This window comes from Limnoglobus sp. (assembly GCF_059499385.1).
On the sequence record NZ_JCABYM010000111.1, the window covers coordinates 89709 to 114382 of the forward strand.

The 24674-nt window shown below is 66.6% G+C and carries 18 protein-coding genes; 5 read left to right on the top strand and 13 right to left on the bottom strand.

Annotation, left to right across the window (positions count from 1 at the left end; genetic code table 11):
• Window positions 1-2: 2 nt before the first annotated feature.
• From AC5JJ2_RS20200 to AC5JJ2_RS20260, 13 genes are all read right to left on the bottom strand, one after another.
• Window positions 3-2321, bottom strand: coding sequence for a heavy metal translocating P-type ATPase (locus AC5JJ2_RS20200; protein ID WP_495859833.1), 2319 nt, complete (start codon window positions 2319-2321; stop codon window positions 3-5).
• Between the two features lie 150 nt (window positions 2322-2471).
• Window positions 2472-3014, bottom strand: a complete 543-nt coding sequence (locus AC5JJ2_RS20205) for a heavy-metal-associated domain-containing protein (RefSeq protein ID WP_495859834.1) — start codon at window positions 3012-3014, stop codon at window positions 2472-2474.
• 95 nt (window positions 3015-3109) lie between these two features.
• Window positions 3110-3832: a class I SAM-dependent methyltransferase gene (locus AC5JJ2_RS20210; protein ID WP_495859835.1), complete on the bottom strand. Its 723-nt coding sequence runs from the start codon at window positions 3830-3832 to the stop codon at window positions 3110-3112.
• The gene (locus tag AC5JJ2_RS20215; RefSeq protein WP_495859836.1) at window positions 3829-7338 is read right to left on the bottom strand and encodes an efflux RND transporter permease subunit; all 3510 of its coding nucleotides are present in this window, start codon (window positions 7336-7338) and stop codon (window positions 3829-3831) included. Before AC5JJ2_RS20215 ends, AC5JJ2_RS20210 begins: the two co-directional genes overlap by 4 nt.
• A 12-nt stretch (window positions 7339-7350) precedes the next feature.
• Window positions 7351-9588, bottom strand: a complete 2238-nt coding sequence (locus tag AC5JJ2_RS20220) for an efflux RND transporter periplasmic adaptor subunit (RefSeq protein WP_495859837.1) — start codon at window positions 9586-9588, stop codon at window positions 7351-7353.
• Window positions 9589-9660: 72 nt separating this feature from the next.
• Window positions 9661-10116: a four-helix bundle copper-binding protein gene (locus AC5JJ2_RS20225; RefSeq protein WP_495859838.1), complete on the bottom strand. Its 456-nt coding sequence runs from the start codon at window positions 10114-10116 to the stop codon at window positions 9661-9663.
• 236 nt (window positions 10117-10352) lie between these two features.
• A complete protein-coding gene (locus AC5JJ2_RS20230; RefSeq protein ID WP_495859839.1) occupies window positions 10353-11186 on the bottom strand; it encodes a DUF8832 domain-containing protein in 834 nt (277 codons plus the stop codon).
• A 17-nt stretch (window positions 11187-11203) separates the two neighbouring features.
• The gene (locus AC5JJ2_RS20235; RefSeq protein WP_495859840.1) at window positions 11204-12463 is read right to left on the bottom strand and encodes a hypothetical protein; all 1260 of its coding nucleotides are present in this window, start codon (window positions 12461-12463) and stop codon (window positions 11204-11206) included.
• 21 nt (window positions 12464-12484) lie between these two features.
• Complete coding sequence (locus tag AC5JJ2_RS20240) at window positions 12485-12877, bottom strand: hypothetical protein (protein WP_495859841.1); 393 nt, start codon at window positions 12875-12877, stop codon at window positions 12485-12487.
• A 73-nt stretch (window positions 12878-12950) separates the two neighbouring features.
• Entirely contained in the window at window positions 12951-13307 is a 357-nt protein-coding gene (locus AC5JJ2_RS20245) for a hypothetical protein (protein ID WP_495859842.1), read from the bottom strand.
• A gap of 94 nt (window positions 13308-13401) precedes the next feature.
• On the bottom strand, window positions 13402-14067 hold the full coding sequence (locus AC5JJ2_RS20250; RefSeq protein WP_495859843.1) for a hypothetical protein: 666 nt from the start codon (window positions 14065-14067) through the stop codon (window positions 13402-13404).
• A gap of 986 nt (window positions 14068-15053) precedes the next feature.
• A complete protein-coding gene (locus AC5JJ2_RS20255) occupies window positions 15054-15677 on the bottom strand; it encodes a hypothetical protein (RefSeq protein ID WP_495859844.1) in 624 nt (207 codons plus the stop codon).
• A gap of 1400 nt (window positions 15678-17077) precedes the next feature.
• The gene (locus tag AC5JJ2_RS20260) at window positions 17078-18358 is read right to left on the bottom strand and encodes a hypothetical protein (protein WP_495859845.1); all 1281 of its coding nucleotides are present in this window, start codon (window positions 18356-18358) and stop codon (window positions 17078-17080) included.
• 988 nt (window positions 18359-19346) lie between these two features.
• On the opposite strand from AC5JJ2_RS20260, the gene AC5JJ2_RS20265 reads away from it, so the two are divergent.
• The 5 genes from AC5JJ2_RS20265 to AC5JJ2_RS20285 all read left to right on the top strand — a co-directional run bounded on the left by AC5JJ2_RS20265 (window position 19347) and on the right by AC5JJ2_RS20285 (window position 24332).
• On the top strand, window positions 19347-20285 hold the full coding sequence (locus tag AC5JJ2_RS20265) for a ParA family protein (RefSeq protein WP_495859846.1): 939 nt from the start codon (window positions 19347-19349) through the stop codon (window positions 20283-20285).
• 322 nt (window positions 20286-20607) lie between these two features.
• Complete coding sequence (locus AC5JJ2_RS20270; protein ID WP_495859847.1) at window positions 20608-20958, top strand: hypothetical protein; 351 nt, start codon at window positions 20608-20610, stop codon at window positions 20956-20958.
• Between the two features lie 119 nt (window positions 20959-21077).
• Window positions 21078-21704, top strand: coding sequence for a hypothetical protein (locus AC5JJ2_RS20275; protein ID WP_495859848.1), 627 nt, complete (start codon window positions 21078-21080; stop codon window positions 21702-21704).
• A gap of 188 nt (window positions 21705-21892) precedes the next feature.
• Window positions 21893-23212: an IS4 family transposase gene (locus AC5JJ2_RS20280; protein WP_495859849.1), complete on the top strand. Its 1320-nt coding sequence runs from the start codon at window positions 21893-21895 to the stop codon at window positions 23210-23212.
• Between the two features lie 214 nt (window positions 23213-23426).
• Window positions 23427-24332 (top strand): ArdC family protein, encoded by a 906-nt coding sequence (locus tag AC5JJ2_RS20285; RefSeq protein ID WP_495859850.1) that lies wholly within the window; start codon window positions 23427-23429, stop codon window positions 24330-24332.
• Window positions 24333-24674 lie beyond the last annotated feature (342 nt).

Here is a 24674-nt window from a genome sequence, read left to right on the forward strand (position 1 = left end):
GGCTAGGACAGGCTCGCCGCCCGCAGCCGCAAGGCGTTAGCCACAACCGAGACGGAACTCAGGCTCATTGCCGCCGCCGCGACCATCGGGTTCAGCAGGAGGTGTTCCGAGATCGGGTAAAGGACGCCTGCCGCGAGTGGAACCCCGAGGGCGTTGTAGACGAAGGCGAAGAACAGGTTCTGGCGGATGTTTCCCATCGTCCGGCGGCCGAGGTTTAGCGCCCGAACGATGCCCCGCAGGTCGCCTTTGACGAGCGTGACGCCGGCCGACTCGATCGCCACATCCGTCCCGGTGCCCATCGCTATCCCGACATCGGCCTCGGCAAGTGCCGGAGCGTCGTTGATCCCGTCTCCGGCCATCGCCACCCGACGGCCCTCGGCTCGCAACGCTTTGACTTGCGCGTACTTGTCCTCCGGGCGGACACCGGCTCTAAACTCGGTGATCCCGAGCGTATCTGCCACCGTCCGGGCCGTCCGCTCGTTGTCGCCGGTCAGCATGATGACCCTGAGACCAAGAGCATGGAGCGAGCGGACCGCCTCCGGGGTGGAGACTTTGATCGGGTCTGAAACGGCCACGATGCCGGCGAGCCGGTCGTCCACGGCGACGAACATGACCGTGCGGCCCTGCTGCTGAAGCGCCTCGGCTCGGTCGTCGAGAGCACCGAGGCTCTGCACGCCGCGCGTTTCCAGAAGCGACCGCTGGCCGACCGTCACGGCTCGACCTTCGACCGTGCCGCGCACTCCGCCGCCGGTCACGGACTCGAACCCACCCACGGCCGGGATGAGAACGCCCCGCTCCCTTGCCCCCTGGAGGACGGATCGGGCAAGCGGGTGTTCGCTGTGCTGCTCGACGCCGGCGGCGAGGCGGAGAACATCAGCCTCGCTAAACGGCGGAGCGGGTACGCACTCGGTCAGCTTCGGGCGTCCCTCCGTCAGCGTCCCGGTCTTATCCACTACAACGGCATCGACCTTCTCCAGCCTCTCAAGCACTTCGGCGTTCTTAATCAGGATGCCTTCCCTGGCCCCACGGCCGACGCCGACCATGATCGACATCGGGGTAGCGAGGCCGAGAGCACACGGGCAGGCGATGATGAGGACCGCGACCGCGTTGACAAAGGCCCAGGCAAGCGCAGGCTCCTCCGGTCGGAGGACGGCCCAGGCCACGAAGGTGATGACGGCGATGGCGACCACCGCGGGGACGAAGTAGCCCGAAACAGTGTCCACGAGTTTCTGGATCGGAGCTCGGCTCCGCTGAGCGTCGGCCACCATGCCGACGATTCGGGCCAGCACCGTGTCCTCTCCGACCTTCTCGGCCGCCATCAGGAACGACCCGGTCTGGTTGACCGTGCCCCCGATCACCCGATCGCCCTCAGCCTTCACCGCCGGCAGCGGCTCTCCCGTCACCATCGACTCGTCAATCGGACTCGTACCTTCCGTCAGTATGCCGTCTACGGGAACCTTCTCACCGGGACGGACGCGAAGAGTGTCGCCAACCCGGACCTCTTCGAGCGGCACTTCATGCTCGTTGCCATCCCGAACGACGCGGGCCGTCGGCGGGGCCAGCGACAACAGTTCCCGAATGGCGGCCCCGGTCCGGCTCCTCGCCCGCAACTCCAGCACCTGACCGAGCAGCACCAGCGTGACGATCACCGCCGCCGCTTCGAAGTACACCTCAACCTGGCCGTGACGCCGGAAGCTGGCCGGGAACAGATCGGGGAGAAGGACGGCGACGAGGCTGTAGAGATAAGCGGCCCCGACGCCGAGGGCGATCAGGGTGAACATATTGAGGTTGCGAGTGACGAGCGACCGACCGCCCCGCTCGAAGAACGGCCAGCCGGCCCACACCACCACCGGCGTACTTAGCAAGAGTTGCAGCCACGGGTGGAATCCGCCGAGCCACCGGTCCACCGGCACCCCCAGCATCGGGAGCATGGCCAACAGCAACAGTGGGGCGGTCAGGACACCGGCGACCCGGAGCCTTCGGGTCATGTCGGTGAGTTCGGGATCGTCGCCCGTGTCGCGCTGGACGGCCTTCGGTTCCAAGGCCATGCCGCAGATCGGGCACATCCCCGGCCCCACCTTCTCGACCTGCGGGTGCATCGGGCAGGTGTAAACGACATGCTGGGTTGAGGTGCTCTCGGGGGTGCCTGTCCTCGTCGTCGCCTCGTGGCGCGCGTGAGCGTGCTGTGGGGGCGAAGAAGCCCCGGAAAGAAAGGTCCGGCGGCAGTGCTCACTACAAAAGTAGTAGGTCTGGCCGTCCCGCTCCGCGTTAAGCGCCTTCGCCGGATCGACGGTCATCCCGCACACGGGGTCGGTTGCCATGACAAATCATCCCCCGATTCGCCCGCCGGTGAAAGGCCCCAATCGTGACGCTTGACCGCCCGACGGGCAGCAGGAAGTTAGACAGTGCGACGGCACTGATACCCGGGAAAACCGGGGCTGGGACCGCTGCCCCCAGCCCCACGCGACTGGCTACTTCCTTTCCCCGACCTTGACGTGGAAGCCGGCCTTGTTCAGAGCCTTGACCAACTCGGCCGCGTCGAACTCGCCTGTCACTTCCGCGGTTGAAACCTTCGCCTTCGCGCTGACCCCGGCCACCCCCTTCACGTCCTTGGCCGCCTCCCGGAGTGACTTCACGCACCCGCCGCACGAGTTGTGGAACCCGGTCACGGTCAGTGTCTTGACCATCCCGGGCTTAACCCCGCTGTCGTCCTTGAAGGCGTACCCCTTGTCCTTCCCCGGCTCGCCGTGGAAGCCCCCCTCGGCCAGGGCGTCGAGCGCCTTCTGGGCCGCCTTGGCGTCCGTTGCGGTGAACGTGGCCGTCCGGGTCTTCTTGTCGGTTGAGACGCCGGCAACACCCTCGACCTTGCCGAGGATCGCGGCCACCTCTTCGGCGCACCCGTCGCAGCACATATGCACGTTCTTCAGCTCGGCCTTCGTCTCGGCCGCCGAAGCGCCCGCCGACGCGAGCGCCGCCACGGCGAACGCTCCCACCAACACGAGAACTCGACGCATCCCGATCCCTCCTGAAGCGGCGGCGGTGACGCCGCCCGATTCGTCCGCGAAAGTCCGCCGGGGTCACCCGACCGGCCGTGCGAACAGCGAACACCTTAGCCCGCCCGACCGGGCGGGCCTGCTCCCATCGCCGGGTGCTTGTCTCCGTTCCCCGCCCAGGGGTCGCGGCACCCGTGAATGATCTGAACCGTGCCAAACGGCGTGTCGAACGCCGCGACCGCATCGACGGAGGTAAAGCCGGCTTCCCGGACCATGTCCGGTAGCCGCCCGGCGGCATGGTCGGCGGTGAGGGCGTAGCCGTCGAGCAGCCGGACGGCCTGGAATCCGACCCACGGGATAACCCCTCGCGGCTTACCCCAATCGGCTACGAGCAGCGAACCGCCTGCGGTCAGAACGCGGCCCATTTCGCCAAGCGCCGTCCGCCTTTGCCCCCTCGACAGGTGGTGCAGCAACAGGCTGGAACAAACCCGGTCAAATGACCGGTCCGGGAATGGCAGGCCGGTTGCCGACCCCCGGCGGAACGAGACCGCAAGTGCCTCCCTCCGGGCCTTGCCACCCGCCAACCCCAATGCGTCCGGGTCAATGTCAACGCCAACGACCTCGGCCGCAAGACACGCCCGCTTCAGAGCGAGGGTCAGCGTGCCGGTGCCGCATCCAACGTCGAGCACACGCAGGCCGGGGGCCAGGGCCGCATCGCCCACCAACCGGGCTTTAAACGCCCGCTCTCGCAGGAGCCGCGACATTACGGCGTCGTAGAACCGGGTCAGCGGGCGGAACCGGAGGGCCGGGAGGTACGCCGTCTCGCGTTCGTCACTCACGGGCCGTGTCCTCCCGTCCCGTTGACGTTGGGGGGTGCCGGGTGCGGCGTCGCAGGCACGAGTTCAACGGGATGCTCGGCGGCGGACGCTGGCGACGCGACGGCGGCCGGCAGCGACGGCGCGGCTTCGAGCCGGTTGACCGGCATCGCCGCCGGCTCGCGCAGCCACGCATCGTCCCAAACCGCCGCCGGGGTGCCGTCCGCCGGGGAGTCGGGTTTCTTGTAGACGTACCGGCCGAACAGCTTGAACGCTGCCGGAGTGACGATCTGGTCCATCAGCGTCGCGTCGATCAGCCCGCCGATGACCACGACCGCCAGCGGGTGCAGGATTTCCTTGCCCGTCTGCCCGGCACCCATCGCTAGCGGGATCAGTCCGATGATTGCCGTCAGGGCCGTCATCAGCACCGGGGCGAGCCGCTCCAGGGTGCCGCGCACGATCATCGCGTCCCCGAACGGCTCGCCCTCCTCCTTCATCAGGTGGATGTAGTGAGCAAGCATCATGATGCCGTTCCGGCTGACGATCCCGATAAGCGTGATGAACCCGACCCAGTGCGCCACGGACAGCGTTGTGGCCGACGCCCACACCTGCGGCCACTGCCACCACGCGGCGGCTTGGAGGGCCGCTGGGTCCGGCCGGTTCAGGATGAGCAGGGCTACCACCGATCCGAGCGCGGCGAGCGGGATGTTGATGAGCAGCACCATCGCCGCCGCCACCCAGGAGTTAAGGCACTTCCACAGCAGCAAAAACACCCCGACGAGCACCGCCCAGAACAGCCAGAACAGGAGCGTGTTCGCCTGCTGCTGGGCCTCGAACTGGCCGCCGACTTCAACCCGGTAGCTCCCAGGTAGCGTGCGGAGCTTGTCTTCAACCGGACCGAGTTCTCGCTTGATGTCCTCGACCACCCGCCCGAGGTCGCGGCCCTGGACGTTACACGCCACGACTACTCGCCTCTGGACGTGTTCGTGGTTGATCGTGTTCGGCCCTCGCGCGTCAAGGACACGGGCGACCTGACTTAGCGCCACCTTGCGGCCCGAGGGCGTGTCGAGGATCGTCTGGCCGATCACCGACCGGTCGGCGCGAGAGGCTTCGTCGTACCAGACGACCAGATCGAAGTAGCGGTCCCGGTCGAGGACGGTGGACACTACCCGCCCCTTGTACGCCGTCTCTAAAAGCCGCGCCACGTCTCCGGGGGCCACGCCGTACTCAGCCGCCGCCTTCCGGTCCACTTCGAGCCGGACTTGCTTGATGTTCTCCTGCGGCTCGACCTGGAGATCGACCACGCCGGGGATTTTGCTCATCCGGTCCTGCACGTCGTAGGCGGCCGTCACCAGCTCCCGCAAGTCTTCCCCGAACACCTTCACCGCCACCTGGGCGCGGACCCCGCTCATCAGGTGGTCGAGCCGGTGGCTGATCGGTTGGCCGACGTTGACGTTCACGTTCGGCAGCTTCGTGATCCGCTCGCGGATGTCGGAGAGAACCTGCTCGTGGGGTCGCCCGGTCGTCTCGACACCCCGCCCGTGGAGCCCCGGCACGGCCCTCAGCAGGGCATAGCCGACGCCCGGCCGGGGCCGCTCGTGCGGGATGAGCCGGACTTCGAGTTCGGACGTGTTGACGCCCTCGGCGTGCTCGTCCTGCTCGGCCCGGCCGGTCCGGCGCGCGACTGCGGCCACCTCGGGGACTTCCCACAACTGCGCCTCGGCCCGCTCGGCGACCCGCTTGCTCTCCTCCAGGCTGGTGCCCGGCCGGGTTTGTACGTTCACCGTCAACGTGCCTTCGTTAAACGGCGGCAGGAACTCAGACCCCATCCACAGGACGACGAACTTCGACCCGAATGCCAGCAGCGCCGCGACCGCCAAGATTTTCCGGGGGTGCCGAAGCGCCCACCGGATGAGTTTTGCGTCGAGCCACTTAAGCCCCCGTAAGAGGAGCGGGTCGCCCCTCCGCTCCATGAACCGCGCCCGCGGCAGGAGCAGCGACGCCAGGGCGGGCGTGACGGTCAGCGACACGACCAGGGATGCGACCAGCGAGACGACGTAGGCTAGCGCTAGCGGGGCGAACATCCGCCCTTCCAGTCCCGACAGGACGAACAGCGGCAGCACCACCAGGCACACGATGAGCGTGGCGTAGACGATGGAGTTTCGGACTTCGCTCGACGCCTTGTAAATCACCTTGAGCGGCGGGTCGGGGGCGGCCTTCTGCCGGTTCTCCTTCAGCCGGCGGTAGATGTTCTCGATGTCCACTACCGCGTCATCGACCAGCTCGCCGATGGCGACCGCGATCCCGCCGAGGGTCATCGTGTTGATGGTGATCCCGAGGTAGTTAAACACCAGCGCAGTGACCAGCACGGAGAGCGGGATCGCCGTCAGGGTGATGAAGCTGGTGCGGAAGTTGGCGAGAAACAGGAACAGGATCAGCACCACCCAGAGGGTGCCGTCGCGGATAGCCTCGACCACGTTGTCGATGGCCGCCTGGATGAAGTCGGCTTGCCGGAAAATCTGCCGCTCGATCCGCACGTCCGGCGGCATCTCCTTCTGAAGCCCGTCAAGCGCCGCCTCGATCTTTGGCGTCAGTTCGAGCGTGTTCGCCCCCGGCTGTTTCTGGATCGCAAGGATGACGGCCTCCCCGCCGACGACGCCGTCCGGGCCGCGCATCCTTACCCCGCCGTCGCCCCGCCTGACCGGGCCGGCAAAGCGCACGTCGGCCACGTCCCGGATGCGGACCGCCCGCTTGTCCCGCCACACGACCGGCGTCTCGCCGATCTCGTCTGGCGTCAGGCTCTGGCCGCTGATGCGGATTAAGTGTTCCTCCTGCTTCCGCTCCATCACCCCGCCGCCGGCAATGACGTTGGCGTTCTCGGCCGCCTTGGTCAGTTGCTCCAGGGTTACGTCCTGGGCCGCGAGCCGGCCCGGCGAGGTGACGACCTGGTACTGCCGAAGCACCCCGCCCATCACCGTGACCTGGGACACGCCCTCGACGGCCAGCAAGCGGTTACGGACGGTGAACTCGCCAAGCGTTCGCAGCTCCATCGCCTTGTCGAGCTTCTGTTTGGGCGTCGCTCCCGGGTCGGTCGAGCGGACGCCGACGATCATGACTTCGCCCATGATGGACGAGATCGGGGCCAGGATCGGGTTGGCGTCCGCCGGCAGCCGCTCGCGGGCGAGTTGCAGCTTCTCGGAGACGACCTGCCGGTCCTGGTAGATGTCCGTGCCCCAATCGAACTCGACCCAGACGACGGACAGCCCGATGCCGGATGCCGACCGCACGCGCCGAACCCCGGTCGCCCCGTTTAGTTGGTATTCCAAAGGCCGCGTTACCAGCGCCTCGACCTCCTCCGGGGCCAAGCCGGGGGCCTCCGTCATCACAGTGACGGTCGGCCGGTTCAGGTCCGGGAACACGTCCACCGGCATGTGCCGCAGTCGGTAGGTGCCGGCGACGACCAGCACCACAGCGGCCAGCAGCACCAACCAGCGGTTCTTAAGCGAGAAGGCAATCACGCGGTCGAGCATCGGTTCCTCCCATTACCTGACCGACGCCCAGGCCGTGTTCAGCTCCTCAGCAGCCGCGACCGCGACCGGCTCGCCGGGCTTTAGCCCGGACGTGACCTCCGCGAAGCGGTCGTCCGTCCTACCAAGGGCAACTTCCCGCCGCTCGAAGGTCTCGCCGGTTCGGACGAACACGAACGCCCGCGTGCCGTCGCGGATAACGGCCGCGACGGGCACGGCGAGAACGGGCGGCGGGGCATCGACAGCCAGGGTGAGGCGGGCCATTTGGTTGTGCCGGAGCGGAGTCGGCGGGTCGCGGTCGAGTTCGACCCAGATGGAGAGCGTCCGGTGCGTCGCCCCGAACGTCCGCCCGCTGCGGGCCACCTTGCCGTCCAGCACGACGCCCGGGTCGCCGACCAATCGGACGCGGGCGGGCATCCCGACGCGGACGCGGGCCAACTCCTCCTCGGACACAAACCCCTGCACCCACGGCCGGCCGAGGTCGTGGACCTCGAACAAAGCTTCGTCGGCCCGCACCGACTGGCCGATCACCCGGTCAAACGAGACAACGGTCCCGGCGGCGGCCGCCCGCACCGGCAGCGCCGGGGCGACCTCCCGCCGCTTCACCAGTGCGTCGAGTCGGCCGGCGTCCAGCCCGACCAGTTCGAGCCGCCGTCGGGTGCTATCCCGGCGGTTCGCCGCAGACACAGCCGCCGCCTCGGTCTCGACCAGCCGGCGGTTGGGGACGGCGTCTTTTGCTTCCTTCAATCGGGCGAGTTGCCGGCCGGCGAGGTCGGCGGCCAGGTGTTCGCGGAGCAGGTCGAGTTGAAGATTTAGCAGTTCGAGACTGAACACCTCGGCCAGCACGTCCCCAGCCTTCACCCGCTGGCCCCGGTCCACGCGGAGCGACATGATCGCTCCGGGCATTCGGGCGGCAGCCACGCTGCGGCGGTCGGGCGGCAGATCGACCACCCCCGGCACCTCGGCCACCGTCTCAACCGGATGGGCCGCGGCAGGCTCGACTTTGAGTCCGATGGTGCGGGCCGATTCGGGTGTCAGTCGTAGTACGCCGGGGGCGAAGAAGGTGCCGAGTTCGTGCCCGCCCTGTGTCACCACCCGGTCGCCGGGGAAAAGGTCCGGCGACCGGACCTCGACTACGTCCGGCGTCTCGCGGACGACGACCACGCTCTTCTTGCGATACTCGGACACCCCCGAGGCACTCGCCTCCTCGACCAGCACGAACCGATCCACCCCGTCGTTGACCAGGGCCGTAAACGGCACCGTCTTCGTGCCGGTGGCCGGGGGAAGCTCGATCCGGGCTTGCCCGTACATGCCCGGCAGCAGCCGGGGTTCCGCCCCGGCGGGATTGCGAAATTCGACCCACACGTCGTTTAAATGCGAGGTCGCGTCGAGAAACTGCCCGACGACCGAAACAGTACCCCTAAACGCCTCGCCGGGGTACGCGGCTAGCCGAACTTCGACCGGTAGGCCGGCCGCAACGCGGGTGATGTCCTTCTCGAGCACCCCGACCTTGGCCCACACCGTCGAGAGGTCGATGACCTCAAACAGGTGTTCGCCCGGCTCGACCACCTTGCCGACCGACAGGTCCGCGTGGATCACCGTGCCGCCGACCGGGCTTCGGATCGGCAGCGTTGGCGTCGGGGTGGCCGTGCCGGCGAGGAGCGCGTCTAGCGTCTCGCGCGGCAGGCCGAGGGCCACCCACTTCGCCCCGGCCAAATCGAGCGCGTTCCTGGCCTGCTCAAGGGCCACCTCGGCGGCGAGGATGTCGCGGTCGGGGACGGCACCGGCGGACTCCTTGACCCCTTGGTACACCTGGCCGGCAAGACGGGCTTCGGTGCGGGCGTTCTGAATATCGAGCCGCAGCGCCTCCAACTCCTGGCTCTGCACGTCCGCCAGCACCTGCCCTGCGGCAACGCGGTCGCCCGGCCGGGCGTGCAGGGCGACGATCCGGCCCGGCAACCGGCTGACCGCAAAGGCGTGCCCCTTCCACGGGGTCACGAGGGTGGCGTAGGCCAGCACGGTGTCCGACGGCGGGGTCGTGCCGATCTCCGTCGAGCGCACGTCGAGGGCTGACCTGGCGTCGGTGCTCAGGCGGATGAAGCCCTTTGCCACATCCACCTCCGCTCCCTTCGACGGCAACGGCGTGTGCCCCTCGTGGGCGATGAGCACCCCCACGGCCACGGTCAGCAGGCAGCCGGATGCGAGGACGGCGGGTCGGGTCAGCCGAGAACGGGTCCGAGGCGTCAGATCCATCGCTTGAACCTCCGTCGGAATCGTCACTGAGGGCCGGTGCGAGCCTGTCGGCTCGCACCGGCGGTGACGGCTCTACTTCTTCTCGTGCCCGTGGTCGTGGCCGACCATCTTCACCATCTCGCGGCAGGAGGCCGCGCACTTCTTGCACGCCTCCGCACACGCCTTCATCTCCGGCATGTCCTTGAACTTCTCGCACTCGGCGGCACAGGCGTCACACGCCTTCGCGCACGCCTCGCAGGCCGGCACCGCCAACTCGCTCTTGCGGGCGGTCAGCTTGGCGGACAGGGTGCAGAACTCGGCGCAGTCCGCGCTCAGGTGCGCGGCCTTGGCGTGTTCCTTCTTCCCGGCCTCCACCATCTTGAAGCAGTGGTGGAAGTTCTTCTCGCACTCGACCTGGCAGTCGGCGCACACCTTCGCGCAGTCCTCGAAGTGCTTCGAGTGGTGGTCGGCCCGGCTCGCGCCGACGCCCCCGAGTACCAGGACGGTCACGGCCATCGCCGCGACTCCGAGCAAGCGTTTCGTCGTCATGGGTGAAGCTCCTTGGGGCGATCGTGCCGCCGCGTCCGCAGCCCCGGCCTGTCCGGGGTGCGGCCACGACGCTCCTTCCGACACCAGCCGGGGGCCGACTCGCCACCGCGGCGCGCTCGCCGGCGGCTTCCCACCCCCTCGACGGCTTGGGGCGCGGCCCCCGCCATCCCGGCGTGAGGCCGTCCGCCCGACCGTGGCTCACCTCGCCCGCTAAGCGCGCGGGCGGTTTGTTTCTTTCAGGGCACCCGGACCACGAACGGCACTACCCGCACCTGTCCGCCCCGTTTGAACTGACCCCAACCCTTGTAAATTCCGGCCTGCGGGAACATCGCCCCAAACGCCACCACGTTCTTTGGCCCGGCTTGCCCCTCGGTGGGGTGGGCGTGGACGTACCGCGCGGCGTCAGCACTGACGACGACCAGATGGCCCGTCGCCCCCATGTACGGCTCCAGGTTGGCGACCGGTTGGCCGGACTGGTCAGTCAACTCGAACCGCACCGTTGCCTCCTGTCCGGGCTTTGTCCCGTCGAGAGCCACCTTCGCCGTCAGGCCGTCGCCCGAAACAACCCCCGGCGCGTCGGGGGTGAGCGGCGGGGCAGAAGGGGCATCCCCGACCACCTTCAACTGAGCGACAGCCGTGGCCGCCGCCTTCCCAACTGGTTGGTGGTCGGCGAACAGGTGGTAGGTGCCGCCGACCTGGAAGGTGTGCTTCACCTTCATGACACCGCTGCCCGGGTCGGGCGTCAGGTGCAGGTGGGCGAACTGGTCGAGACCTTCCCGAATCAAGATCAGGTGGACTTTCGCGTCGTGAACGACGGCGTAGTCCGTAAGCGGTCCGCCGGCACCGCCGGGGATGGTGAGTTCCAGTTCCGTCGCCTGACCGGCCTTGACCTCCCCAGCCGGCCGGACCTCAAGCACGGTCATCGCCGGCCGGTGGCCGTCGTGACCGCCGTGGTCGTGCTTGTGTCCGTCGCCTTTGGTGTCGGCGGGGCCGGATGCCTTATGGTCGTCGTGCTTCTGGCCGCAGCCGGCGACAAGCGTCGCAAGCAGGACCGCGAGGGTGAGCCGCATGGTGATTCTCCAGGGTGTCACTTCCGAACCTTGCCCGCGTCTACGGCGGTCATCGCGCCATACCCCTCCCGCCACCGGGCTGGGAACTCGACCAGACCTGCGAAGTCGGTGTCGTCTAGGATGGCCTTCCAGTCCTTGAGCAACTTGCTCTCGCCGTCGAGGTAGACCCTGAGCAAGTACTTGCCCTCGGGCAGCGACGGCTTACCCGCTCGCCACACCTTGGCCTGGTCAGAACCCTTCGGGGCGAGCAAGGTGAGGTTGTGCTGCCACAGCTTCCCTTTCCCGAAGACCATCCGATCAGAGACGGCGACGGGTGTCTTCTCCCACGCCTTCCGCCCGGCATCCCAGGCGAAGACGCGGACCTGTAGGAACTTGTCGCCCCACTCAGGGGGGCAGTTGGTCAGCTTCAGCCAGAGGTCGGTGCCGAAGCGCTCGGGACCGACGTCGGCGGGCGGGAGGTCCGAAGCGGCGGCGTACTTACCGCCGCGGATCGCGGCCACGTCCTCGATCCAGGCACGGAACCCCTTGTAGGCGTCGTCCCCGACAACGAACTTGGTGCCACCCTCGTGCTTCTCGCCGAGCGGCTTGCTAAGGAGCAAACTCCGCTCGGGGTTCACCGGGTCGATGAGCTTCGAGGCGATCAGGTACTTCATCGTGTCCCCGGCCCCGGCCTTCTTCACCCACGCCACCCGGTCGCCGTACTCCTTGCGGTGCTTGTCGTTTTGTGGGGTGCCTTCGGTGTGGCAGTTCATGCACCGAAACCGCCACGCCCACACGTTTCGCTCAAACGACTCCAGCACCCGGTCCGTCCGGGCATGCCGGATTACCTCGTTCGGGCGACTCGGCCCGGCCCGGTCCTTCGCCTCCAGCTTCGGGGTCGCCTTAAGTTTCTGGTCGGCGGCGCACGCCGCGATCCAGGCCACGAATGCTTCTCGCTCGGCCTTGCGGAGCTTGGCGTTTACCGCGTTTGGCCCCTTAGCACCGTCCCCGCCCATGTCGATGAGCGAGACGATCTTCGACCGCTCGGGTGCTGCGAGGTCGATAAGCCCCTGGTCCCGGAGGCTCTGAAACGTCCGCTCGGCGTCCGGCAGGATGTAGTCCTTCAGGTCAACCCCCGCGAGGTGGCACTGCACACAACTCGACGGGTTCGGCGACTTGAAGATCGGGACGATACGCTTCTCGAACACCTCGGCGGGCGTCGGTTCGCTAGCACCGGCCCGCTCGGGCGGGCGGGCTGCGACGACTCCGACGACGGCGATCCACACGATGGCACGCATGTCGGCCTCCGGTTCGTCGGGTTACTTCTTGGCGTCCCGTTCAGCCTTCGCTTTGGCCTTTAGCCCCTCGACCTTCGCCAACGTCTTGTCCGGATCGGCCTCAGCCTTCCGCTTACACCCCTTGCAGCAGACGAAGACCGGCTGGCCCTTGATGTCGAGCTTCAGCGGCGGCCCCATCGAGCCGAGACGTTCTTCGCTGCTGACTACGCACCACTCCTGCGCCTCGACGAGGGCACGGTCTTCGGGCGAGAGCTTGGACCGCTCGGCGGCCACGTCGTCAGTCTTGCCGCTTGCGGCCTGCGTCTGGCCGGCCGGGGCATCGGGCTGGGGCTTGTCCTTGTTGACGTTACACCCGGTCATGACGAACGCGATGAGCAACGCGAGTGTGGCTAGCGGGGTCTTAATGTTCGGCATCGGACGATGAACTCCTGATGACTCGGGAAGCCCGGCCCGCCCGTTCAGGCGGGCGGGCCGGGCAGGGAAACTGTCAGTTGACTTCGCAGCACTCGGCCCCCGGCACGCAGCACGGCGAGGCGGGCAGGCAGCAGCCCCCGGTGGCCTTCGCGGGAGCAGCGTCACAGCACGGCAAGCCGGCGTCGCAGCACTCGGCACCCGGCTGACAGCAGGCGGCGGGGGCGGCCTTGGCCCCGTTGTCCCCGCAGCATGGGGAGCCGGGGTAGCAGCAGTCGGCCCCGGCCGAGCAGCAGTCGGTGCAGCAGGGCGAGCCGGCGAAGCAGCACTCGGAGCCGGGGTAGCAGCAGGACTTGCTGGCCCCCGTAAACGCCAGACCGGACGCGGCCAGACCGGCGACGGACACCAGCCCGACGAACAGCTTGGTCAACATTGTCTCGACCTCGTGCAGTGGCGGGCCGCTCGTCACATCCCTAAGCCGGGCGGCCCACAGCCGGCTCGGGGAATACTGGTGCGAAGCCCGACCGTCACTTCTGGCGGTAGAACTCCGGCTCCTTGATCTCGTCGGGCTTCTCTTTGGCAAGCGCCACGAACTCATCCACACACGGCGGGCAGCAGAACTCGTAGGTCTTGCCGCCGATCACCCACGAAAACTTCGGGTTGGCCTTCGTGAGTGTGACCGGGCAAATCTTCTCACCGGCCTTCGGCTTCAGGTCGTGTTCCGCCTTAAGCCCCTTGAACTTCACCGACGCGACCACCCCACCGTTGGCCCGGATGTCGGCCTCGGTGTACTTGCCGCCGGGGGTCAGGTAGAGCTTCCGCTCGTCGTCGTCGGCTACCTTCGACGGCATCCCGTGTTCGCCGGCGTCGGGGACGGACTTGAATGCGACTCGGAACCGCTCGTTGCCGATACGGATCGACGGGATCGTGACCTCGACCTTCTTCCCGGCCACCTCCTTCGGCAGGTGGCCGACGAACAGCGAGGTCATGCCCGACTTGTCGCCGGGCTGCGGCTTCGGGGCGAGGACGAACGACTCCGACTCCATCCCGCCCTCGGCCTTGACGTATCCCGTGAGCGGTTGGGCCTCGACTTCGAGAACAGTGGCTTCGTTCTGCCCGAGCGTGTACAGCCGCAGAATGCCGCCCTTCTCGAACACGGCCTCAGCGTGATAGCTGTCGCTGCCGATGGGCACGACAATCCCCCCGTGAGCGGTCGGCTTGTGCCCGTGCTCGCCGTCCGTTTTCGGCGGCGGGGCCGTTGCAGCGGGGGTGTTGGCCTTCGACGGATCGGCGGCGGACGGGGCAGCGGGGTTGTTGCAGCCGGCAAGGATCAGCGTCGCACCGGCAAGGGTTGCGGCGATTGGAACGAAGCGTAGCGAGCGGACCATGACGGCCCTCCATTGCGGATATCAGCGCGCGGCGGATGACGCCGGCGGTAGGGACCAACCGAGGACGAACTGGGCCAGGTCGCATCACGAATGACGCGAGGACCCCGAGCGTTAACGGAAGCTGGCGTAGAGCACGCCGCGCGTGGTCAAGCGATTGAGGGGGAACGCCAGGACACGGCGTCCGCTAGAAGTGAGCTAGCAGCGAAGCACGGAGTACGCCGCGAGAAGCTCGCGGCCGAATGGTCCACTGGCAGAAGGGAGCTGAGCGGCTGGAGTCGAGCTGGGGGCAAACAGGTCAAATGCGATCGAAGACGGCAAGCCGACGAACAGGGCATCGACCAGCTTGAGTTGAGCAGAAAGGTCCGAAGTGGTCGCAGCCGACGGCAGGGCCGTCACCTGCTTACCCTTCTCGCAAGGGCACTTAGCGGGTGTCCCCGGCTCAGGGTGGTGCTGGCTGTCCGGGCAGCACGGGGGCGTGTTGTCGCGGCAGCAGGACTTTACAGGCTTCGTAGGCGAATGCTCGCCTGCCTCGGTCGGCTTTGCAGACGCCACCGTGCAGCAGCACACCCCCGGCCCGAGCAGGGTCGTGAGCGTGAACCAGAGGGTGAGCGCGAAACGGCCCATACCCATAGGATCGGCACCTCACCCCCAGAAGTCAACCCGAACTGTCCGGACACTCCGACATTCGGCGCGGCTTAAGACCACTCCCGCTGGACACAGCCAGCCGGCACCCTGGGCGGCGGTCCATAACCCGGTGACGGGCAAATACCTGGCCAGCGACGACACCCGTGTTACGAGCCGCGTGGTCCGAACGGACGGAGGATGGGCCGCTCGGCCGGCACCGAAGACCGGGGCACCAACTCAAGGCCAGCCACCTTCCGGACCCGGTTCACCGCCCGCCAGATGCAAAGGAGCTGCCCCCGAACCGGGGCATAGGGAACATACGGCAGGGACTCGAACTCGTCGGCCAAGGCTTCTGCCGAGCGACGAAGAGCAATCTTTACGAAGTGGTCTTTTAGTTGCCCGTACTCCTCCCGTTCGATCCGGACCTGCACCCGCCCCTCGCGGTAGCTAATCGAGTACCCCTCGACCTTCAGCGGCACACGGCGGAGGTCCCGGACCTGCTCCCCCTCATCTTCGAAGAACCGGTGCTGGCCGTGGGTGGCCATCACCACGAAGAGCCGGCGGAAGCGAATGTACTGAACGCCGGCCTCGCCGGTCTTTCGCCGCCTCGACCGGGTCCACTTCGACACGTCGATCCCGTACCGGGCCACAAGCTTCCGGTCTACGAGGGTCGGATCCTTCCTCTCAGGAACCGACCCGGTGACGTAGAAGAAGTACTCATTGGCCACGTACGAGACGGCGATCTGCTGGACGAACCCGGGAAGGGAGGTGGCTTCGGCTCGGTACTTCATCCCCCGCCGATCAGCCCGACTTCGCCTCCTGCTTCAGAAGGGAGGAAGGGTGGGACGTTGTTTCCGGCACAACGTCCCCAAAGCCGTTCGCCACCTTCGGTGGAGAACCTTTTGCATCGCGCGCTGTCGCTTCCCTGGCTGCTGCCACTAGTTTCAGTGGTTGCAGTTGCCCAGTTATGGCGGTAGCGCCTGACAAACCGCCGGCGGACTCTCGGCTCCATGCCGGGCAAGCCCGCCGTCCGTTCGCTGCCGAATGACTCGGTCGCCTCCCGGCGGCCGACTCGTCTGACCGCGTCCGAAAACCGGCCTTCAGTCTGCGTGTCATCGAGACAAGAAATCCCGTCAGGGCTTTCGTCGTGGTTGTCGGTCGAAGACCACCTCGCCCGGCGATACTGCCGCCGGACGAAGTCACCTCCGAACGTCTGCGTCCCGGCACCACCCGTAAAACGCACCAACACCGCCCGGACTGCCTTGCCCGGAGAGTGCCCCGCTTCTGGCGGGCTCCTACTTACCCCCCGCTCCCAGTCCCAAGCCTTTTAATCACCCGGCTGACCTTCTGCCGGGCACCGAGGAACCACCCCGGCCGCCTGGGACCTTCCCAAGTTAGTGACAAGCGTCCTTCCGTCGGTCACGTCGCTAGAGGGTGCTACCCCTCTCCACATCGTCGCACGTCCCGGGCTCCCGCCCGGGCGCAGTTTCCGAAAGGTTGCCCTCTCGATTTCGGGGGACCGAAACTAGAAGCGTCTCCCCTACCCGCCGACGATGCTGCTTCGCGGTTCGGCCTCGCGTCTCCGACGGAACTGACCGGCAAGCCCTTGCGGGCCTTTCATGGTTGAGCTTTTCGCGGTCCCCGGGTTTGTCCGAGAATCCCCGAGTGCAGGTCATGCACCCGATCCCGACTGTTACCAGTTCGGGAACTCCCCACGCCGGCGCGGTTGAACGGACCTGACAGGACTTTCACCCGATTTGCCGCATCGATCGTGCGGCTGTGGTCCGGACCCCCTGCGGCGGGATTACGTCGCCTTAAAGGCGACGGCACCCGCTTCACTCGTCACGACCAACTCCCCGGCTGCCCGGGGCAGGTGGCGTGTCCTTGTCGCCCTGTTTCTAAAGGGCATTGGATCGAAGGACTGGATTACTCCGCCCGGAATCGTCTCCCATACGAGGGGAGCGTGAGACCGGACGGGATTACTCAGCCCAGCGTCCATCGCACCGGACGAGCCACTCTCGTGGCATCCGGCGCTACGGGCGTCGGCACCCTCGGCCGCGGTTGGTTAGACCGCTGCTCCCTTTCGCCGGCTGGTGAGGCCGGCTTTGGTGGGCGGTGCCGCCCGTCTCGATGACCGCTCCGGGCATCCTCGCCCCGAGCTTGGACGCAGTGCTTAAGACTGCAAACGCTGTTATGGGGCTGCGGCGCGGCCGGGAGCCGGAAACTCGAAGCCGAGGAAGTCGAGCAGGTTCTTCCAGCAGATTTCCGGTTGTTCCAGCTTCCCGGCAGGGCCAGTTCGCTTTCCAGGCACGTCAACAGGCCTCACCGCGTCGAACGCTCGCAAGCGTCCCCTCGCCTGGTCTTCGTCGGCTTGCGTTGCAAAGTGCCAGAGCCGACGGCGGACAAGCCGGACGAAGAGGCCGGCCGGGTTTTGCTTGGCAACTGCCCGGGCGTGCTCGGCGGCGGTCACGAACTGAAGCCGGACATGCTCGCCACGCTCGACAAAGCCGGCCTGAACTCCCTGACGGTGAAGTTCGAGAAGCCGCGCGGTGTCTCGAAGGTCCGCTTCGGTCACGTCTCGCCAAGTAGGTTCTCTTCCGGGCGAAGCCTCCCTTTCTTGCTTTGCCCTAGCACCAGCCGCTCTGCCGGAGGCGGGTTTCTGGTGTTTGTACTCCGTTAGGAGTTTTCGGTTTGATACAGGGGGTGGCAAATCGGTTGTGGGCGGAAGCTGCGGGGGTGCTTTTTTGCTTGTGGACAAACCTCGCGGCCGTACAGGTGCCGCCTCCGAGACGACATCCAGATTGACCTGGACCCGCATACCCCACCGGTTCCTTGCCCAGGTCGGGTCTTCGACGGAGACAAGCCAGCCTTCCTTCAGAAGCCGCTTACGCTCTTCCTTCACCCGCCGCTCATCGACGCCAAAGACGGAGGCGACCCACGAGGCAGCACACCGGCCGATGGCGACGAGCTTGAATCGTCGTCGAAAGACGCATCGGATGAGATGAGCCAGTCTCGTGGCGATGCCAACTCGTGTCCCCTCTCGGGCGAGCAGGCGAAGAAGTCGCCGGGGAACTGGGACGCTTCGGTTCGTGAGCTGGACGGCAGCGAGCATTGAGCCGAGCGGAGTTCCCTCTTGAGCATCGGAAACTCGCTTACTGTCCGGGAAACTGAGTGACTCCCCGGTCATCACCGCGAGCGAGGCGGCACGGAGGCGGCGAAGCGAAGCGCGGACGTGCTGACCTCCAACGCCGCCGACCAGACGGTGAAGCTCTTCGGTGGTGTAGATGGCGCGACGCTCTCGGGAGCTAAAGGAGCGCCGAGCGGCCATCTCCTTTGCAGCAAGCCAGACGCGCAGGTCGAAGAGTTTTATCCTGCTTGTTCGGTAGGCGGCCCAAGCCGAGCAAAGCTCCACAACTGGAATAAGGACATAGCCTCCCCTCACCCGGTCAGACCGGGCCAACGACGCAGCCATTTCGTTTCGCTCCTACGCAATTAGGAACGAGCACCGGGCCGTGTGCGGGTATGGAGGCACACGGGTACCGTCGGGCCTCGCCGTTTTGTCAATTGACTCGTGGCATGGAATCGGGGCAGAGTTGAGGCGTATCAACTATCCGACAATTTTTTACTGCCCTGTTTCGGTCTGCCAACTGAAACGGAGTGACCCCAAAAAAGCGACCCTGCCAGGTCGCTTTTTTACTTTCCGGGTCCGGGTGATCGTTACTCGATAGTCATTACCTTCCTCGCGGCTGGGGGGTCACCCCCCAGCGACGTTACTATTCCCGGCGACATTGCAACCGGCGTTCCAGGCTCGCAAGGTACAAGATGGGCTATATGCCGCAGTGCTAAGTCCGAAATGAGCGGCGGAGTGCCGGTATGCCTCCACACTCGTCCTTGGGGGTATACCGGTATGCCGGCATACGCCTCGGCCGGCGGTCTGCCGGTATGCCTCCACACCGGTTCGGTTTTCCTATCCAGCTCTGCGATACCACTTGATTTGCCACGGCTCCCGCGGTCGCCTGGCTTCGCGCCCATGAGGCGCGTGCGGCAGAAGGTGGGGGATGCCCCGCCGTGACCGTTAAACAGCCCTTGGCGGGCCGTACAGACGGTTTAAACGGGATGCGGGAGTCGGCACCTGGCCATCCCAAAGCGTGATTGCGCCGTACTCCTCGGGTGTGGAGGCACACGCAGCGAGCGGGTCAGGGCTTGAAATTTTTCCTTGACGGGTGTGGAGGTAGACAGGCACACAAGTTGGGCCTCGGTGTGCCTCTCCACCGGCAGACGGATTCGGCGGGTATGGATGTATAGAGGCACACTCGCCGTCCAACTTTTTGTGCGTTGAAGTAGGCCGGTCGGTGTCCTTCGCCGCGGCAGGAGCCGGCCCGGACCGTCAGACTGTCCGGCCAACGGCACTTGAGGGGTCGAGCCGAGGTGTAACCGAATGACACTAACCCTGTAACGATATGAAGCTAGCAAGAACCCATGTCATCGCCCTTGCAAACCAGAAAGGGGGCTGCGGGAAGACGACGACAACCGTAAGTCTGGCTGCGGCATTTGCCGCACAAGGCTTCTCTGTCGCCGTTGTCGATACCGATCCCCAGTGTAATGCGACCGATACGTTCGGCATTGATCGGGACCAACTGACCGCAGACGGCCGGTTTACGCTGGCCGACGCGTACATCGCAAAGAAGCCGGCCCGGGAGATCGAGTACGACTTCGGCGATCGCTTCGGTGGGCTACTCACGGTCGTGCCGGGGCATAAAGGAATCGGCACCGTCTCGCACCGCCTCGAAGCACAGCTCCAAGCAGGGATCGCAAACGGTGACTACTCGGACCTCGATGCCGACGACGTAAAGAACGAGCACCGCCACCGGCTCAAGCAGTCACTGGCGAGCCTTCGCGGGGTCCGCGACATCATCCTCATCGACACCCCACCCGACCTCGGCTTCCTGATGACCACGGCACTCGTCGCCGCCGACTGGTTCATCATCCCGGTCTTTCCCTCCGGCTACGACCTAAAGGGCCTTGAGTCGCTGGTGAACAACGTGAAGAAAGTCCAAGAGCGCTACAACCCGGGCATCCGACTGCTCGGCGTACTGCTCGGAAACTGCGACAGCCGCGCAAAGCTCGACTCGGACATCCACGCCGAGCTTGTCCGGCTGTTTACGGAAGGGTTCGTCTTCCAGACCAAGATCAACCGAAGTGTTCGCCACCGAGAGGCTACCGTCTACGGCCAGACGATTTTTGAGCACGCCGGCGGGCAGCAACCGGCCGAGCAGTTCTTAACACTTGCCGGAGAGGTCGTGCCGCGTCTCATCGGGGGCATCCAGGCTCCGCCGTTTGAAGACGAAGTGGAAGAGGAAGTGATCGAAGGCGAGGGGAGGGTAGGATTCGGTGGCTAAACCACGTCCAAGAGGACTCCCGTCGTCTTTTCAAATCGGGGTCTCCGCCCAAACGCTTAGTCGGCCGGTGGAGCTTGGCGAATACCTAGACGATGTCCCGCTGACAAGACCTGAGCGTCGAGTGCAGCAGGAGCCGGTTCCGGATTCGGTGCCTGCGCCCGCAGCTCCTCAGCCGCCAGTACAGAACGTCCAAGCTTTCGCTCCGCAGCCCGTCTACCAATCGCCGCCGGTGAACGAGAGTTACGTGCAGGTTGAGCCGGTTCAGCGAGTCCAGCGGGAGCAGCCGATCGCTCCACCGCGTCCACAACCCACCCCGACACGTGTGCCGCCGCCGCTGCACGTCGCCGAGTACGTCGAGGAGTCGGTCACGCCCGCTTCGCCGCTCAAGCCGAGCCCGCCGAGGAAGCAGGTGAACATGAACCCCGAAACGCTTCGCATGGTCGATGAGCTGCTCCACCACATCCAGTCCTACAGCGGGCAGAAGGACGCTAAAGCGTCGGAGATGTTTCACGGCCTCGTTTCCGCCCTCTACGATTCCCGGGCCTACCTGAACTTCTCCGACGTTCCGCCCCGAGGACAGTGGGGCTCACCTACCGCACGGGCGTTTCCGGTCGCGCTTAAGAAGGTGTTTCGTGAGGCGATCGCGGAGTGGTGCGCGAGGAACCGGCGGTAGGCGAGGCGAGGGGAGTAGAGACGAACGCGCGCTTCCGGCATCCAATTCACGTGAAGCGCCTACTTCTAAACTCCGTCTGCCTTTTGATCACGTGCGGCTTTCTGTACGAGAGCTATCGCATGTCCCGCCTGCTTCTTGCCCGGACCTTCTTGCTGGCTCAGGTCGGAGACGTGGTCGTCTTTGACAACCCGAACCAATCGGGCTTTGGGGAGCGGTGGCGGCTGACGAAGATGCTGGTCAGCCGGGTAAGCGTCGGCGAGGACTACTCGGCGGTCGGCCGAGGCGAAGACTGCACGTTCCACAAAGTGGACAACCCAGCGGTTGTCGAGGAGCGTCCCTGCATCCTCATCCCGGTCGAGTGGTCGGTTGAGAACTTCCGAAACCACCAGAGGCAGAGCTTCGCCGAGGCGCGAGACGCCCGGCTTCTGTTCAACCTCGGAGAGCAGGTAATCAAGAAGCCTGGTCCGCTCGACACGGCGTTTGGGCAGCGGTGGGTCGTCCACGAGAGCAGTAAGGTCATCACCATCCCCGAGACTGGCCAGCCGTTTCGGCCCGTTCACACGTATCGGCTGAGGGCCGTCGATTATCACTCGCCTGTCGGCGAGATAACCGTCTCGGAAGAAGAGATCCGCCGACCCGCACCTGCCGAACTCAGGAAGTTGCCCGACGCGCCACCGCCGCTGCTACGAGAAGGGCCAACCGTCGAGCCGCAGCAGGAGACCGCCGAGGGCAAAGTCCCCGTCTGATTCCGAAGTCAGCTCCGCTGCCCGCATTCTGACCCCACCAAGTCGCTTCTCGATCCCAGGAACATCCGTCCGAGCCATTAAAACCGGGGGAGCCCCCCCATACGTCTCAAGTTAACGGGGCGGGTTGCTGTATCGCCGGTCCTAGGATGAGGTTGCGCCGGACGCGCGGCCTCCTCCGGACGGACCCGATGCCCGCCACCCTGACCCACGTCGCCACCGCCCTCCGGGCCACCCTCACCACCGACGCCGACCGGCTCGCCCGGGACACCGGGTTCGTCCGCCGCCGCCGCAAGATCACCGGGCCGGCGTTCGCCCAGGCCCTCGTCCTCGGCTGGCTGGAAGACCCTGGGGCGTCCGTCGAGGAGCTCGCCGGCCGCCTCGATGCCGCGGTCAGTCCACAGGCCCTCAGCCAGCGGCTCGACGCCACGGCCGCCGACTACCTGCGGGAGCTGCTGCGGGCGGCCGTCGGCCGGCTGGTGGCCGCCCGCCCGGCCCGCGTCCCGCTGCTCGACCGGTTCGCCGGGGTGTACGTCGAGGACGCCACCGTCACCCCGCTGCCCGACGACCTGGCCCCCGCCTGGCCCGGGTGCGGCGGGGCCAAGCCGACCGAAGGGCTGGCCGCCCTCAAGCTGTCCGTCCGGTGGGAGCTGACCAGCGGCCGGCTGACGGCGATGGCTGTCCACCCGGGCCGGGTGCCCGACCGGTCGGCCGTGCCGGCCGGCGACCCACTGCCGGCCGGGTCACTCCGGCTGGCCGACCTGGGGTACTTCGACCTCGACCGCCTGCGGGCCGACTCGGCCCGGGGGGTGTACTGGATAAGCCGGCTGCCCCCGCACGTGCTGATCGGGGTGGGCGACGACATCCCCTACGAGGCCGCCGCCCTGCTCGGGCGTGCCCGGCTCGACCGCCTGGACATCCCGGTGGTGATCGGCGGGGCGGCCCCGCTGCCGTGCCGGCTACTCGCCCTCCGCTGCCCGGCCCCGGTCGCCCGACTCCGCCGCGACCGGCTGGTCCGCCGGCTGCGGGAGAAGGGCCGGCCGGTGTCCGACCGGCTGCTGGTGCTGTGCGAGTGGACGGTGTTCGTCACCAACCTGCCGCTGGCCGGGTACGAGGCGGCGGACGTGTGGGCGCTGTACCGGACGCGGTGGCAGGTGGAGCTGCTGTTCAAGCTGTGGAAGTCGCACGGCGGGTACGGCCACTCCCGCGGACGGAGCGGGCCGCGGGTGCTGTGCGAGCTGTACGCCAAGCTGCTGGCGATGGTGGTCCACCACTGGGTGCGGCTGCTCAACGGCGGCCCGCTGTGGAGCGCGAACACGGCCGGGGTGGTGCGGCACATCCGCCGGGTGGCCGTCGAGCTGGCGGCCGTCCTCCGGTCGCCCCGGCAGCTCGTCCGGGTGCTGCGGCGGAGCCGGTCGCAGCTCGGCCGGCTCCGGCCCCGCCGGCCGCGGAAGAGGCAGCCGTCTACGTTGCAACTGCTGACCAACCCCAAGCTCTGCGGCTTAACTTGAGGCGAATGGGGGAGCCCCCCCCGCGGCGTCAAGTGCCTGCGGCTCGACTCCTCCCCATCTTCCGCGCTCCCAGAGCCTCGCTTGTGCAGACGGGTCCCCTCCAAGCCGCACGCCCCTGACTCCGCTCCCCCCTTTCCCAAGTGTGCCTTCGTTCCAAGCGAATGCGCGCGGCATTCACTTGGACAACGAAACATCAAGAGACGAGGACAGCACCGTGAGCGAGACGAGCACCCAGACCCGCCAGGATGTCTACACGCGGGTCACGTCGAAGATTGTGGCCGACTTGGAACGCGGGGTCCGCCCGTGGCACAAGCCCTGGAGCGTTGAGCACGCCGCCGGCCGAATCTCCCGGCCGCTTCGTCACTCGGGCGAGCCGTACCGGGGCATCAACGTCCTGGTGCTGTGGATCGAAGCCGAGGCGAGGGGATACACTGCCCCCCTCTGGCTGACGTTTCGCCAGGCTAAGGAACTCGGCGGCTTCGTCAAGAAGGGCGAGAAGGGGACGCCGGTCGTCTACGCGAACAGCTTCACCAAGAAGGGCACTGACGAGGAGGGCAAGGAGGTCGAGCAGGATGTCTACTTCCTCAAGGACTACACCGTCTTTAACGCCTGTCAGGTCGAAGGCCTTCCCCAGCACTTCTACGCCCTGGCCGCGCCGCCCAGGGAGAAAGTCGAGCGGCTCGCCGAGGCCGACCGGTTCTTTGCGGCGACCGGTGCCGACATCCGCCACGGCGGGAGCCGGGCATATTACGCACTCGAAGGGAACTACGTCCAGCTTCCGCCGTTTGAGACCTTCCACGACGCCGAGAGCTACGCTTCGACTGCCGCTCACGAGCTGACCCACTGGACCCGGCACCCGTCAAGGCTCGACCGCGACTTCGGGCGGAAGCAGTGGGGAGATGCGGGCTACGCCGTCGAGGAACTTGTCGCGGAACTCGGAGCGGCGTTCCTCTCAGCCGATCTCGGCATCACCCCGGAGCCGCGCGAGGATCACGCAGCCTACCTCGCATCCTGGCTTTCGGTGCTGAAAGACGACAACCGGGCGATCTTCCGGGCAGCGGCCCACGCCGAACGAGCCGTTGCCTTTCTGCACGGACTTCAGCCGAAGCAGGACGGCTGACCGCAGACGCGGGCCGGCATGATCGGTTATTCCGGTCGTGCCGGCCGCCGCTTCGCGGCGGGAAGTCGGGGCCGCTTCGCTTCGCTCCGCGGTTCCTGTTGGTGTTCCGCCTTCGGCGAGTTGACTAGAGCAAGATGTAAACCCTTCCGGCCAAACAGTTTAGAAACAAGACCCCGATGTGCCCCGGCGATTTTACTGGAGCACGGAAATCCGTCATACCGAAGGCGATTCACGGAGAACCTTGGCTAACTTCCCTGTGTCCTCAACGAATCGTGGGGGAGGGCGCGGACACCCTAGTGTGCAATCCGAAGCTCTCGTTCGCGTCTGAGCCGCCACGAACAC

Excerpts from the sequence above, each read along its gene's own strand:
- AC5JJ2_RS20245 (WP_495859842.1), bottom strand. The coding sequence starts at position 13,307 with ATGTTGACCAAGCTGTTCGTCGGGCTGGTGTCCGTCGCCGGTCTGGCC.
- AC5JJ2_RS20280 (WP_495859849.1), top strand. The coding sequence starts at position 21,893 with ATGCCCGCCACCCTGACCCACGTCGCCACCGCCCTCCGGGCCACCCTC.
- AC5JJ2_RS20205 (WP_495859834.1), bottom strand. The coding sequence starts at position 3,014 with ATGCGTCGAGTTCTCGTGTTGGTGGGAGCGTTCGCCGTGGCGGCGCTC.
- AC5JJ2_RS20240 (WP_495859841.1), bottom strand. The coding sequence starts at position 12,877 with ATGCCGAACATTAAGACCCCGCTAGCCACACTCGCGTTGCTCATCGCG.
- AC5JJ2_RS20255 (WP_495859844.1), bottom strand. The coding sequence starts at position 15,677 with ATGAAGTACCGAGCCGAAGCCACCTCCCTTCCCGGGTTCGTCCAGCAG.
- AC5JJ2_RS20260 (WP_495859845.1), bottom strand. The coding sequence starts at position 18,358 with ATGGCTGCGTCGTTGGCCCGGTCTGACCGGGTGAGGGGAGGCTATGTC.
- AC5JJ2_RS20220 (WP_495859837.1), bottom strand. The coding sequence starts at position 9,588 with ATGGATCTGACGCCTCGGACCCGTTCTCGGCTGACCCGACCCGCCGTC.
- AC5JJ2_RS20265 (WP_495859846.1), top strand. The coding sequence starts at position 19,347 with ATGAAGCTAGCAAGAACCCATGTCATCGCCCTTGCAAACCAGAAAGGG.
- AC5JJ2_RS20230 (WP_495859839.1), bottom strand. The coding sequence starts at position 11,186 with ATGCGGCTCACCCTCGCGGTCCTGCTTGCGACGCTTGTCGCCGGCTGC.
- AC5JJ2_RS20235 (WP_495859840.1), bottom strand. The coding sequence starts at position 12,463 with ATGCGTGCCATCGTGTGGATCGCCGTCGTCGGAGTCGTCGCAGCCCGC.
- AC5JJ2_RS20275 (WP_495859848.1), top strand. The coding sequence starts at position 21,078 with ATGTCCCGCCTGCTTCTTGCCCGGACCTTCTTGCTGGCTCAGGTCGGA.
- AC5JJ2_RS20215 (WP_495859836.1), bottom strand. The coding sequence starts at position 7,338 with ATGCTCGACCGCGTGATTGCCTTCTCGCTTAAGAACCGCTGGTTGGTG.
- AC5JJ2_RS20225 (WP_495859838.1), bottom strand. The coding sequence starts at position 10,116 with ATGACGACGAAACGCTTGCTCGGAGTCGCGGCGATGGCCGTGACCGTC.
- AC5JJ2_RS20200 (WP_495859833.1), bottom strand. The coding sequence starts at position 2,321 with ATGGCAACCGACCCCGTGTGCGGGATGACCGTCGATCCGGCGAAGGCG.